Source organism: Bacillus bruguierae (assembly GCF_037104725.1).
Taxonomy (GTDB): domain Bacteria; phylum Bacillota; class Bacilli; order Bacillales; family Bacillaceae_G; genus Bacillus_A; species Bacillus_A bruguierae.
On the sequence record NZ_JBAWSX010000012.1, the window covers coordinates 123,240 to 136,930 of the forward strand.

The 13,691-nt window shown below is 35.3% G+C and carries 11 protein-coding genes, 1 pseudogene and 1 riboswitch; of the genes and pseudogenes, 8 read left to right on the plus strand and 4 right to left on the minus strand.

What is annotated here, in order from left to right; translation table 11 throughout:
* Positions 1 to 288 precede the first annotated feature (288 nt).
* The 4 genes from WAZ07_RS18725 (at position 289) to WAZ07_RS18740 (ending at position 5,010) form a co-directional block, all read left to right on the plus strand.
* Positions 289 to 1,002: a response regulator transcription factor gene (locus WAZ07_RS18725; protein ID WP_336473647.1), complete on the plus strand. Its 714-nt coding sequence runs from the start codon at positions 289 to 291 to the stop codon at positions 1,000 to 1,002.
* Positions 999 to 2,057, plus strand: a complete 1,059-nt coding sequence (locus WAZ07_RS18730) for a sensor histidine kinase (protein ID WP_336473648.1) — start codon at positions 999 to 1,001, stop codon at positions 2,055 to 2,057. Before WAZ07_RS18725 ends, WAZ07_RS18730 begins: the two co-directional genes overlap by 4 nt.
* 89 nt (positions 2,058 to 2,146) lie before the next feature.
* On the plus strand, positions 2,147 to 2,641 hold the full coding sequence (locus WAZ07_RS18735) for a DM13 domain-containing protein (protein WP_336473649.1): 495 nt from the start codon (positions 2,147 to 2,149) through the stop codon (positions 2,639 to 2,641).
* A 728-nt stretch (positions 2,642 to 3,369) separates the two neighbouring features.
* On the plus strand, positions 3,370 to 5,010 hold the full coding sequence (locus WAZ07_RS18740) for a family 14 glycosylhydrolase (protein WP_336473650.1): 1,641 nt from the start codon (positions 3,370 to 3,372) through the stop codon (positions 5,008 to 5,010).
* Positions 5,011 to 5,277: 267 nt separating this feature from the next.
* Here the strand turns inward: WAZ07_RS18740 and WAZ07_RS26305 are convergent.
* Positions 5,278 to 5,517, minus strand: a pseudogene (locus WAZ07_RS26305) (Nif3-like dinuclear metal center hexameric protein); the annotation flags it as partial.
* A 112-nt stretch (positions 5,518 to 5,629) separates the two neighbouring features.
* Between WAZ07_RS26305 and WAZ07_RS18745 the strand changes: the two are divergent.
* On the plus strand, positions 5,630 to 5,953 hold the full coding sequence (locus tag WAZ07_RS18745) for an iron-sulfur cluster biosynthesis family protein (RefSeq protein ID WP_090916540.1): 324 nt from the start codon (positions 5,630 to 5,632) through the stop codon (positions 5,951 to 5,953).
* A 71-nt stretch (positions 5,954 to 6,024) separates the two neighbouring features.
* Here WAZ07_RS18745 and WAZ07_RS18750 read toward each other — a convergent pair whose 3' ends face one another.
* Together WAZ07_RS18750 and WAZ07_RS18755 are read right to left on the minus strand one after the other, a co-directional pair.
* Positions 6,025 to 7,728 (minus strand): 6-pyruvoyl-tetrahydropterin synthase-related protein, encoded by a 1,704-nt coding sequence (locus WAZ07_RS18750; RefSeq protein ID WP_336473651.1) that lies wholly within the window; start codon positions 7,726 to 7,728, stop codon positions 6,025 to 6,027.
* A gap of 291 nt (positions 7,729 to 8,019) precedes the next feature.
* Positions 8,020 to 8,241 (minus strand): hypothetical protein, encoded by a 222-nt coding sequence (locus WAZ07_RS18755; RefSeq protein WP_090916538.1) that lies wholly within the window; start codon positions 8,239 to 8,241, stop codon positions 8,020 to 8,022.
* 379 nt (positions 8,242 to 8,620) lie between these two features.
* Between WAZ07_RS18755 and WAZ07_RS18760 the strand changes: the two genes are divergently transcribed.
* Entirely contained in the window at positions 8,621 to 8,992 is a 372-nt protein-coding gene (locus WAZ07_RS18760; RefSeq protein ID WP_336473652.1) for an ATP synthase subunit I, read from the plus strand.
* Between the two features lie 152 nt (positions 8,993 to 9,144).
* Here the strand turns inward: WAZ07_RS18760 and pckA are convergent, their stop codons facing one another.
* Positions 9,145 to 10,731, minus strand: a complete 1,587-nt coding sequence (pckA, locus tag WAZ07_RS18765; RefSeq protein ID WP_090916667.1) for a phosphoenolpyruvate carboxykinase (ATP) — start codon at positions 10,729 to 10,731, stop codon at positions 9,145 to 9,147.
* Between the two features lie 218 nt (positions 10,732 to 10,949).
* Positions 10,950 to 11,072, plus strand: a riboswitch (SAM riboswitch).
* A 164-nt stretch (positions 11,073 to 11,236) separates the two neighbouring features.
* Between pckA and metK the strand changes: the two genes are divergently transcribed.
* Both metK and WAZ07_RS18775 read left to right on the plus strand, forming a co-directional pair.
* A complete protein-coding gene (gene metK / locus WAZ07_RS18770) occupies positions 11,237 to 12,436 on the plus strand; it encodes a methionine adenosyltransferase (protein WP_090916536.1) in 1,200 nt (399 codons plus the stop codon).
* Between the two features lie 515 nt (positions 12,437 to 12,951).
* Complete coding sequence (locus WAZ07_RS18775) at positions 12,952 to 13,683, plus strand: thioesterase II family protein (protein WP_413788918.1); 732 nt, start codon at positions 12,952 to 12,954, stop codon at positions 13,681 to 13,683.
* The last annotated feature ends 8 nt before the right edge of the window (positions 13,684 to 13,691 follow it).

Sequence of the window (13,691 nt, forward strand, 5' to 3'; positions counted from 1 at the left end):
CGATGGAGACTTATATTATGTAATAAAGCCTTTCCACTTCTATGTCTAAAGTTTAAAACTTCGATATTTAATCCTTCAAGGATTGTAAATATACAGTATTCTCCTTTTAATTATGTCACCTAAATTACATAATTATTTTTCGTAATTTTTAGTGAATGTATGACTATGGCACTTCACTTGGAATGAATAGATTACTAATTATTATATCTATATGAAAGATTACTATAAGTATTTTAAATAAGAAAAATGTTTTTACATTATTAGAAAAGAGCAACGGGGGATCTACATATGAAGCAAAGAATTGTAATTGTAGAAGATGAAGAGAATATTAGAGAAATATGTAAACGGTATTTAGAGAGAGAAGGATATGAAGTATATACAGCTGAAAATGGAGCAGAAGGCTGGGAGGTATTTCAACAATATCAGCCAGATTTAATTATTTTAGATTTGATGATGCCAAAGAAAGATGGTTGGGAACTATGTGAGGAAATTCGTGAACAATCTAACGTTCCTATTATTATGTTGACCGCTAGGGGAGAGGAAAGAGATCGAATTTTAGGTTTAACAATGGGAGCGGATGATTATGTGACAAAGCCGTTTTCACCTCGTGAGTTAGTATTAAGGGTTCAAATTATATTAAGAAGAGGAAATCAGCCAGTAGTGCAAACGAAAGAACCTGAATTAGAAATGATGGAGTTTCCGGATTTGAAGATTTATCCAACGAAGAGAAGCGTGTTTGTTTGTGGACATGCAGTTGACTTAACAGTTAAAGAATTTGAAGTACTTTATACGATGGCAAAACATCCAAAACAGGTGTTTTCTCGTTCACAACTTCTTGAACAAATTTGGGAATTTGAATATGAAGGGTGTACCAATACAGTAACGGTGTTAATGAGTCGTTTACGTGAAAAATTAGATAAACATACGACAAAGAATCGTTGGATTCATACAGTTTGGGGCATAGGGTATCGCTTTGATCCAAATGGAGGAAATGAAACATGAAACTACGTTATCAATTGTTACTAATGAATGTATTAAGCACAAGTATCATGGTCATTGCGATATGGTATGGTGATAGAAAAATGCTGTTGGAGCCGGAACAAACACGGTTATTAACAGGAATTGCGATTGTAGCAATGATTCTTTCAACTTTTATCTATTGGCTATTAACACGTCCGATTATGAGATCCATTCAAAATTTAATTGCATTAACGCAACAATTTAGTGATAGACATTTTGGAACGATGTATATAATTGGAAAGGAACCACAAGAGTTTAAAGAATTAGCAACAGCTTTTCAGAAGATGGCTAAAAAGTTAGAAGAAGGATTTACGAAGTTAGAAGAAGGAGAAAAAGCGCGTACAGAGCTGATTGCAAATATTTCACACGACTTACGAACACCTATAGCCAGCATACAATTGATGATAGAAGCACTACAAGATGATGTAATTGAAGACCCGGACATGAAAAAGCAGTACTTAGCGACAATATTAAAGGAAATGCAAAGATTAAATGGCTTGATTAATAACTTATTTGATCTTTCCAAGTTAGAACTTGGACAAGAAGAGTTTCATCCAAGTTTAACATATGTGGACAGAGTGTTAATAGAAGTACTAGATGCACATTCTATCTTACTTGAGGAAAAACAGATGCAGTTAGAAGTACAGGTGTCTGATACATTGCCTCGGCTTTGGATTATGCCGTGTAAAATAGTGCGGGTTATTAGTAACTTGTTACATAATGCAATCCGGTATTCTCCTGCATCTTCCACAATTGATTTGATTGTGAAGGAAAATAAGCGGCAGCAACATGTTCAATTTATTGTGCGTGATGAAGGAGAGGGCATTGCATACAATGATCAATTACGCATATTTGAACGTTTCTATAGGACGGATCAGTCCAGAAGTTCGCAATCTGGAGGATCAGGGCTTGGATTAGCTATCGCAAAATCATTAGTTGAAATGCACAAAGGAGAAATTGGTGTGCGAGATCGTTCAGATGGGAAACAAGGAAGTGAATTTTGGTTTACCCTTCCTATTACATCAGAAAAGAAATAAGATTGCTGAAAGACTTTTGTAATAGTTATGTTATGAAAATGAGAGGTTTTCTTGCTAACATATAAGTGTTAGAGGAGGGGACTTACTTTATGAAAAGAAAATATATATTCTTTATAGGAGCATTCTTAATTGTTGGGGGGATATTGTGGTCTTTGTTCCGCCCAGAGAAATTATTTATTGATAAGAAAGTAAACGAAACATTACCGCAAACAGAAATGAAGTCAAAAGAAATAAAGCAAGAACAAGTAATAAGCGAAGGACAGTTTCAAAGCGGTGTTCATGAAACAACTGGAACAGCAACAATCTATCAATTAGCAGATGGAAAACGTATTTTACGCCTTACTCATTTTGCAACTTCTAACGGTCCAGACGTTCGAGTTGTATTGGTTCCTACGAAGCAATTGAAAAATAATGAAGATGTTAAAAATTATAAGTATGTTGAATTAGGAAAGTTAAAGGGAAACAAAGGCGACCAAAACTATGAGATTCCTGAGGGGATCGATGTAAGTGCATACGGCGCAGTTTCTGTATGGTGTAAGAGATTTAATGAGAACTTTGGTGCAGCTTATTTCAATACAAATTGAAAAAACTAACCTAAAAGCCCTTTTCTTTTAGGTGGGAAAGAGCATCTGGCCATGCATAGAAGCGGTCAGGGCCTATTTCTGCCACGTGCAAGCTTTAAAACAAAGGGAGCAAGCAAGTACAGGTCATGTTGGATTCTGCATAGCAGCGACTTATATGTCGAAAAATGAAAATAGATTTATATAAAAAACAGGTGATAGAATCAAAATCTATTACCTGTTTTTTTACTTTTTACAGAGGTTTGTTTCTATATATAAGTGCAAAAACGACATAAAAACTTTAGGGGGGCGGTGCACGGAAGCGGTCAGCCACATGCGAGGTTAAAACAAAGGGGGCAAGCAAGTGTAGGTCGTGTTGTGTTCTGCATAGCAGTGACTTATATGTCGAAAAATGAAAATGGATGTATCCCGCTATTTGTGGGCAGTAAGCCCCCCACCTCAAAATTGAGAGAATCGAAGAAGATAGATGAGGGATAACTGCCCGTAAAAGCCCGATTGGTTTAACTAACCATCAGTGGGGGATGAAAAAAACCCCCACTGATGGAAGTTTCACTTTATATACATATAAAAAGCTAATAAAATATGAAAAAAATAATGCAAACGATTGCAATAAATGATAATATGTAAGCGTATACATGTGGGTTTGTAATTACAAGCATAGAATGAAATCCTTTGCTTTCATTTAAGTTTTTGTTATTAGTAGTCTTAATTTTTAGAAAAGGGGAGAGCGTATGAAAAAATATTTAAAAGGCTGTAGTATTGCCATGTTATCCGTTCTTATGTTGCTTGCTTCTTCAATATTTCCAAGCCAGAGTCATGCAGCTGTAAATGGGCAATCGATGAACGGAAATTACAAAGCATATATTATGGCACCGCTAAAGAAAGTGCCGGATATTATGACATGGGAGACGTTTGAAAATGATTTACGCTGGGCAAAGCAAAACGGTTTCTCTGCTATTACTGTTGATTTTTGGTGGGGAGATATGGAGAAGAATGGAGATCAACAATTTGATTTTTCTTATGCGCAGCGCTTTGCACAATCTGTAAGAAATGCTGGTATGAAAATGATTCCGATTATTTCAACGCATCAATGCGGCGGTAATGTTGGAGATGATTGTAATGTACCGCTTCCTTCTTGGATATGGAATCAAAAATCAGATGATAGTTTGTATTTTAAATCGGAAACAGGAACAATTAATAAAGAAACATTAAATCCGCTAGCTTCAGACGTAATTCGAAAGCAGTACGGAGAATTATATAATGCTTTTGCACAGGCGATGGCTCCGTATAAAGATGTCATTGCGAAGGTTTATTTATCAGGCGGGCCGGCTGGAGAAACACGTTATCCATCTTATACGTCAGCTGATGGATCAGGTTATCCGTCTAGAGGAAAGTTTCAAGCTTATACAGAATTTGCGAAAGCACAATTTCGTTCTTGGACATTACAAAAATATGGATCTTTAGCAGAAATAAACAAAGCTTGGGGGACAAACCTGACTTCTATGTCACAAGTACTTCCACCATCTGATGGATATCAATTTTTGGCAAGCGGTTATCAAACAAAGTATGGTGAAGATTTCTTAAAGTGGTATGAAGGTGTGTTAGAAGAGCATACAAAATTGATAGGAGAATTAGCTCATTCTGCATTTGATAATACGTTCCATGTACCAATTGGAGCGAAAGTTGCCGGCGTTCACTGGCAATATAACAATCCAAATCTTCCGCACAGCGCTGAAAAACCAGCGGGATATAATGATTATAGTAGTTTGTTAGACGCTTTTAAGAGTGCAAAATTGGATTTAACATTTACTTGCTTAGAGATGTCAGATAAGGGAACATATCCAGAATATTCAATGCCAAAAACACTTGTACAACAAGTAGCTAAGCTTGCGAATGAAAAAGGGATTGTACTAAATGGCGAAAATGCGTTAAGCATAGGAAGCGACAATGAATATAAGAAAACAGCTGAAATGGCTTTTAACTATAATTTTGCGGGATTTACACTGCTTCGTTATCAAGATGTTATGTACAATAATACATTGATGGGGCAGTTTAAAGATATTTTAGGAGTCACTCCTACTCAACAAACAATTGTTGTAAAAAATGCGCCAACAGCTACTGGAGATACAGTGTATATTGTTGGAGATCGTGCCGAGTTAGGACAATGGGATACAACGTCATACCCTATTAAATTATCGTACAACTCTACTTACGGAGATTGGAGAGGTACAGTTTATTTACCGGCTGAACGTAATGTTCAATTCAAAGCATTTATTAAGCGCCAAGATGGAACGATTAAAGCATGGCAGCCAAATCAGCAATATTGGACGCCAATTCCGGCGACTTCTACTGTGTATACGGATTTGTGGTAGTTTCATTGCTTAAAAGAAATTTTTAGCATGAAAGTATAGTGGCTTTGTTGAAGTAAATAATAAGAGCAAAAAAAGCAACCAAATATATGATAAATTTGGTTGCTTTTTTTCATACAGAAAGAATACCGCTTTCTATATATACAAGTTAAAAAACCGACATAAAAACCTTTTCTTTTTAGGGGGATGAGAGCATCTGGCCGCGCATAGAAACGGTCAGGGCCTTTTCCTACCACATGCAATGTTTAAAACAAAAGGAGAAAACGAGTACGGATGATGCATGAATAGTAAGTCTCTAGCGGTTCCTTCAGCAAGAAATCTATTTAGTACCTCGTCGGTTGGAAATACAGCTAAAAAGATGTTGTGAACAGTATCTGCTCCTCTTAACATGATTCCGTTAAAGTATGTTACGAAATCATCTTCAAAGAAATTTTGCCACGGAAACGAAATAGGATTATAAACAGTGGGAATAAAGCGGCTAAATGTAGGGCCTATTCCGTATTTGTTTATGGAAAATAAAGTATCTCATTGATAACGAATTTTCTGTATATAAAAATCGAATCGATTTATAAAAAAAGAATGCTACAATAGGATAATCTCGATATATGTAGGAGGAAAACCAATGAATGTTACAGTGACGGACGCAGCATATGCGAAAATAAAAGAGATGATTCCAAGTGAGGCAAAATATATAAAATTATTTTACGATACAGAAGGATGCGGCTGTGTAATGAGTGGGATTATTGACTTAGTCGCTGTATCTGAAAAAGATGAGCGCGACGTAGAAATTTCATCAAACCAGTTTCAGTTTATTGCCGATCGAACGAAGCTTGTTTTTATGGATGATAACTTGACTGTTGATTTTTCTGAATCCGGAGGAACTTTTCAATTAAAAAGCCCGAGTCAATATTATAATCCGAATATGAAATTGCATGTTCGGGTGTAATTGCTGGAAAAGAAGAAAGCAGATAAAATTTGCTTTCTTCTTTAATCTATTACTCAATATAAAGTTTCACTTTATGCATATTTCATTATAGAATCCCCACTATGCTGCTGTTCTTTATTTCTTATAATACTTCTTAAAAGAATGAAAATCATCAACAAAATGAAAGTAGTAATAGACGTGTAAAAGGAGAATTTTTGAATACCTGTTCCTGGGTATGATATTTCCATTTTCCCTTTTCCTTGGATTGGTACTTCTATCAATCCGTTGTTAGACATTTTTATCGGAACGATTTTGTTGTTAATTTTCACTTCATAGCCTTTGTAATAAATCATTGGAAGTTCTAAGATATCTTTATTCTTTGCATCAAAATGTATATAAAGTTCATTGCCATCCTTTACTATATGACTTAATTTCGTTGTACGATTTTTTGTTTTAACTTCGTCTTTCTTTCGTGATTTTAAAACATCGATCTTTGTAACAGAAGGTAGGTATTCAGAACCTGCGCCTATATTGTATGAATCTTTAAAAGTTTGCTCTCCTCTAAATTGATTTTTGTCATGTATGCGAAAATCTTTATAATATTGAGCTATTGTCGATGCATTACTGATTGATAGGGAAAGAACAATAAATAGCAAACCGATTGAATGATATTTTTTCTTAACAGAATAGCCTACATAAATCGAACAGCTAAATGCCATTAATAACGTTACAAGTGCAAAAAGCCTAAATGTGAATTGTATAACGTCTAACGTATGGAAGTGTTGCCATGGGAAATAGTTTGTTGTCATTAGTAAAAATATCATTGCGATTAATAAGCATTTGTCAGCAAAATTTATTATTGTATTTTTCTTTTTAATTTTAAATCTGTATATTAATGGTAAAAATAGAACGTATCCTAATCCTATAATTGAAGAATCTTTATAATATAATGTAATACTTCTCCATAATGTCCCGAGTGAATATGTCGTATTGCTAGGTGTTGTTAAAGTATATGTATTGAGATAGAAGGTATTCGATGCCATTTGCTCTACCATTGGAAAAATAAAAAAAGCTGATAATAAAATTGTTACTCCGCCAGCAACAACAAAATAAATTATTTTTGTTTTATCCTCCCGGAGTCTATGAATTGAAAGGAGTAGGAAGAGCAGTAGCATGCAAAAAGCTAATACACTTGATAAAACATGAGTATAAATGATTCCAGTGAATCCAATCGTTAAAATGTACCACTTTTTTTTCTGTCCATATAAAATTTCATAAATTCCATACAATATAACAGGGAGAAAGATAAACGCCAATGATTCCCCAAGCGCGGCTCTTTGATAAACATCAAATGCTCTATAGAGCGAAAAAACATACAATATAGTCATAAAGCTTGATGAAGTTACTTTTTTGCTCATTTTATAGGTGCAATAATAAGTTACGCACGCTGTTGCTATTGTATAAATGATTATATAAGTTTTATAGGAAACTACTAAACTGTATCCTAAATTCAATAAAATAGCCATTGGAAATAGAAAGAGGTTAGGATAAAACCAATTTGCTGCGTAACCATATCCATTTAAAAAGGTACTATCAATATAAAATGGGTAGTGAGATGTTTTGATTGCTTCAGCTAATCCAAATACACGATTTAAATGGAATCCTATATCATCTCCCGTCAATACTAAATCTTTGTCCCAAAATAAATTCATTTGAATAATAGAACATATTAATATAGAGAGTATGATAGCGGAGAATGCTAAAGCATCTTTTTTATTAACCTTTATTAACTTCACGATTTTTTATCCCCCGTATATTTTGATTTTTCATATATTATATAGGAATATAAGGTTGTCTTACCTAACCTATATTAGCAAATAAACGGTGAATACTTTGTCGTATTTTGTCGAATTTGCAAATGAAAGGAAGAGAAAGGTATCACTTATAAATATAGTACTCAAGATGCAGAGAGAAGCGAGGAAGATAGGTGGGAGTAGTTCAATGGTCCTATGGTTTGTAAAGTCAGAGAAACAGTAACTTATAAAATAAATTATATCAAAATAAGAAAGCAGATCTACTCTGCTTTCTTATTTTTTGATTTTCGGTAATAAAATTAGATACAAAATAGCTATAACAAATGGAATCCAGTTAAGAAAAGGGAAGCGGAAATAAGTGACGAGAATCATACCGGTGAGAAGAACGCTGAGGACGGCATAGAAAACACTATGCTTAGGTGTGTACCAATATAATGTTAAGCCGACGAGAGCCGGGATAACGAAATGAATAAGAGCGATGAGAAAGAAGAGCAATGGAAGTCCCTCCTTTATTGTGTACTTACTATATCATATCCATATTTTGTTAGATTGATATCGTATTTTGCAAGAATCATAAAAAAATGTTTACAAAAACGACACAATTCGTCATGCTGCTCGCAAAAGAAATCTTATATAATGTTATTTCGCGCAAATATTTTAATAATGTAAACACTATGTGAATAGTAAAAACTGTTTTGATTATCCAATATATAAATCACTGCTATGGAGAAGTAATTTGCTTTTGTATTGCACGTGGCAGGAAAAGGACCTGACCGCTTCTATGCATGGCCAATCACTCTCGCCTACCTAAAAAAGTGTTTTTTCAATTTGGATGAAGTTTGATATAGAGATTTTGCAGTAGAGGAGTCACAACATGATTAGCATGTCGTTACAAACATTTAAAGTACAAACTTATTATATTTTAGCACTTATGCTGTTAGGATGGGCATTTACTCCTTTTTCTCCGCATTTTTTAGGAATTGGTCTTGGTTTTCTGGTGAGCACATATTGTGTTTGGATTTTAGGACGCCGCATTGAAAAAATTGGAGAGAGTATAGTGAAAAAAAGTAAATCACCAACTCTTGGTATGATAAACAGATTTGCAGCAGCGATACTTGGTGCTATTATTATGTACGAAATTGAGCATCATATGGTAATGTGGGCATTTGCTGTCGGGATTATGGGCGGATATATATTAATCGTTATTAATTTAGCATATTATAGTATGAAAGATACGAAGAAATAGGGAAGAGGCTTGCGAGATTACTCGTAAGCCTCTTTTTATATGTAAGTATGTGCAATGACAAGAAAACGTGGGCTTTGTCGGTGAGTACTTGTTTTCTTGCAATAACAACATACTTATTCACATGATTTAGGATATTTCACAGTAAAGTCAGGTTAAGCGATTGGACCGCCAAGGTTTACAATTGTTTCAGAAACAGTATTAAATTTCTTGAAGTTTTCTTTGAACTTATTTGCAAGTTCAGTTGCTTTTACTTTGTAAGCTTCTTTATCAGCCCACGTTTGTTCTGGCATTAATACTTCATCAGGTACACCAGGAACATGAAGTGGTACTTCAAGGCCAAAGATATCATGTTTTACTGTTTCAGTGTTATCAAGCTCGCCGTTTAATGCAGCTTGCACCATTGCGCGTGTATGACCTAAGTTCATACGTTTTCCAACGCCGTATTCGCCGCCAGTCCAGCCAGTGTTCACTAAGAATACTTTTGCATCATGTTTCTCAATTTTTTCACCAAGCATTTCTGCATAGCGAGATGCATCAAGCGGTAAGAACGGAGAACCGAAGCATGTTGAGAATGTTGCTTGTGGTGAAGTAATACCGCGCTCAGTTCCTGCTAGTTTACTAGTGTAACCGCTTAAGAAATGATACATAGCTTGCTCTTTCGTTAATTTACTGATTGGAGGCAATACGCCAAATGCATCAGCAGTTAAGAAAATAATTGTATTTGGATGACCTGCAACGCTAGGTAATACGATGTTATCAATTGCATCAATTGGATAAGCTGCACGTGTATTTTCTGTTAATGCAGTGTCATCGTAATTTGCAATGCGTGTCTGATCATTAATCATAACGTTTTCTAAAACAGAGCCGAATTTAATCGCGTCAAAGATTTGTGGCTCTTTCTCGCGAGATAAGTTCACACATTTCGCATAGCAACCGCCTTCGATATTAAATACACCGTTATCAGACCAGCCGTGCTCGTCATCACCAATTAATTTGCGGTGCGGATCAGCAGATAATGTTGTTTTCCCTGTTCCAGATAAACCGAAGAATAAAGCAACATCGCCTTCTTCACCTACGTTTGCAGAGCAGTGCATAGATAAAATATCTTGCTCTGGAAGTAAGTAGTTCATAATAGAGAAGATTGATTTTTTCATTTCGCCAGCGTATTCGGTACCCCCGATTAACACGATACGCTTTTCAAAAGAAACAATAATAAACGTTTCTGAATTCGTGCCGTCGACTTCTGGATCTGCTTTGAAGTTTGGTGCAGATACAATTGTGAACTGTGCATCATGACTTTTTAATTCTTCTTCAGTTGGACGAATGAATAATTGATGCGCAAATAAGTTATGCCAAGCGTATTCATTAATAACTTGAAGAGGAAGACGGGAGTTGCGGTCTGCTCCTGCAAATCCTTTGAATACGAATAGTTCTTCTTTATCTTTTAAGTATTCTAGCACTTTTGCATATAATTTATTAAAATGCTCTTCAGAAATTGGTTGGTTTACAGATCCCCAAGCAATTTTATCCGTAACAGATGCTTCGTCTACAATAAATTTATCTTTCGGAGAACGTCCTGTATATTTTCCTGTTGAAACAGAAACAGCGCCAGTAGAAGTTAATCGACCTTCTTTTCTCATTAATACCTTTTCCGTTAATTGCGGAACGCTCAATTGAACCTGTGCATTGCTTCCGTTCAATAGTTCATGTAATCCAATTTGGACATTCGCAGTACTCATATTTATATACCATCCTTTATTTGATTTATGAATATTCATCGTAATCCCCACTAAAAGTATAACACAATCATATAAATAATGTATACTATTTATTTATTTTTGTTTGTGTTATTATCTTATTTTTTCCATAAATTTCTGTGGTTAAAAACTTATAGGAATATGTGTATATGGATTGACAAATGAAAGTCATTTCTTTAGTATAGTTGAGGACGGATACTCTCTTATCCCGAGCTGGCGGAGGGACAGGCCCGATGAAGCCCGGCAACCTCACTTGCATGCAAGGCAAGCAAGTGAATAGGTGCTTAAACCTGTGCGAGGCTAATGGTCTCGAACGATAAGAGCGAAGGGCAAAAAGCAGTATGCAAGTAGCAAATAAAACCTTTCCTCTATAAGGAAAGGTTTTTCTTTTGCACTTGTATGGGAAAATACATGAATGTCGCAGTTTGTGGCAAATTAAGGATGAGTTCCGTACAATATATACAATTACTGTAGGGAGGTTTACCACATGACAAAAAAACGTCATCTGTTCACATCTGAATCTGTAACTGAAGGACATCCAGATAAAATTTGTGACCAAATTTCTGATTCTATTTTAGATGCAATCTTAGCAAAAGATGCAAACGCACGTGTAGCTTGTGAAACAACAGTAACAACTGGTTTAGTATTGGTAGCGGGAGAGATTACAACTTCTACTTATGTAGATATTCCAAAAATCGTTCGCGAAACAATTCAAGGAATCGGTTATACTCGTGCAAAATACGGATTCGATGCAGAAACTTGTGCAGTTTTAACATCTATCGATGAACAATCTGCTGACATCGCAATGGGTGTTGACCAAGCGTTAGAAGCACGCGAAGGTCAAATGACTGACGAAGAGATTGAAGCAATCGGTGCTGGCGACCAAGGTTTAATGTTTGGTTTTGCATGTAATGAAACAAAAGAATTAATGCCACTTCCAATCTCACTAGCTCACAAATTAGCTCGTCGTTTAACGGAAGTTCGTAAGGATGATACATTACCATACTTACGTCCAGACGGTAAAACACAAGTAACAGTTGAGTATGATGAAAATGGTAAACCAGTTCGCGTCGATACAATCGTAATTTCTACGCAACATCATCCAGAAATTGCTTGGGAACAAATCGATCGCAACTTAAAAGAGTTCGTAATTAAACCAGTTGTACCAGCTGAATTAATCGATGAAGAAACAAAATTCTTCATTAATCCAACTGGCCGCTTCGTTATCGGTGGACCACAAGGGGATGCTGGCTTAACAGGTCGTAAAATTATCGTAGATACTTACGGCGGATATGCTCGTCACGGCGGCGGTGCATTCTCTGGTAAGGATGCAACAAAAGTTGACCGCTCTGCAGCATACGCAGCTCGTTACGTTGCGAAAAACATCGTAGCAGCAGGACTTGCTGACAAAGCAGAAGTACAACTTGCATATGCAATCGGCGTAGCACAACCAGTATCTATCTCTGTTGATACATTCGGCACAGGTAAAGTATCTGAAGAAGTACTAGTAGAACTAGTTCGCAACAACTTCGATCTTCGCCCAGCTGGTATCATCAAAATGTTAGACTTACGTCGCCCAATTTACAAACAAACAGCAGCTTACGGCCACTTCGGACGTACTGATGTAGATCTTTCATGGGAACGTACAGACAAAGCTGAAACTTTAAAAGAACAAGCTGGTCTATAATATAGGAAGAAAAAAGCTTTGCGCGTGTGCGCAAAGCTTTTTTTATTTTTGGAAATACATTAAGTTCTCTTTATAAGCTGTGTTCAAACAATGATGTATATTCTTATAGAGAATAATTGCTTATTTTAAAAATATGCAAGGCTGTTTGACTATGTTAGATGGTGTTGTTTCACAAAAAAATGCAAGAAATGACTTGATTTAGCGGTCGAATCTTGAAACAATACTCGATTTTTAATGTTGATTTTTTAGTAACTTATGAAATAAATGTTTCTGTAGTTACCCGATTTTAAGTTAATTAGTAAGCTTAAAGCTTGTATAGTTACATGGACACAATTTAGCTAAAGCTTTATAATCTTCTTTAAGAAAGAGCATGTATTTATATATGGACTGTAGGTGATAAATATAATTACGTTTTTAAAGTAGTGAGTGGCGAATGAAAGAAGGAACTTTTATTGTTTAAATAACGTATAAGCTAAATAATTATCTTTATAAATGACAAACTGAAGGAGGCCAAATTGATGAAAATTTTAAAACGATTAGATAGTGATATGAATGATTTACACCTAATTTGTTTTCCATTTGCTGGAGGATATTCTGCCTCATTTCGTCCACTGCATAAATACTTGCGAGGTACTTGTACAATGCACGTAGTAGAGCCGCCTGGACATGGTACAAACACGATGCCTTTAGAATCTAATTTTGAAAATCTAGTAAATTTATATAGACAAATGTTGTTAGAGTTCAAAAATGATCGTTTTATTTTGTTTGGACATAGTATGGGGGGACTAATGGTCTACCGTCTTTTGCAAGAACTAGAGATGGAAGGTGTGTACCCAGAAGTAGCTATTATTTCTGCTATTCAAGCTCCAAATATAAAAAGGAAGAAAATGTCACAACTCGGTCGCGAGGAGTTTGTGAATTATGTTGCTAAATTAGGGGGAATACCTGAAGAATTATTAGAAAATAAAGATATTTTGGATTATTTTTTACCTTCTTTAAGGTCAGACTATCGTGCTTTAGAAGAATTTAAACATAAAAATCATACAATAGTTCAAACACCAGTACATATATTTAATGGTAGGCAGGATTATAAATGTTTTAATAACCAAACAGAATGGAGTCAGTGGATACAGACGGTAAATTATCATGATTTTGACGGTGGGCATATGTTTCCTTTGTCAAATCCTGAAAAAGTAGCATTAAAAATCCAACAAATTCTTCAAAATATAGGGATATATCATTATTAAAGAAGTAG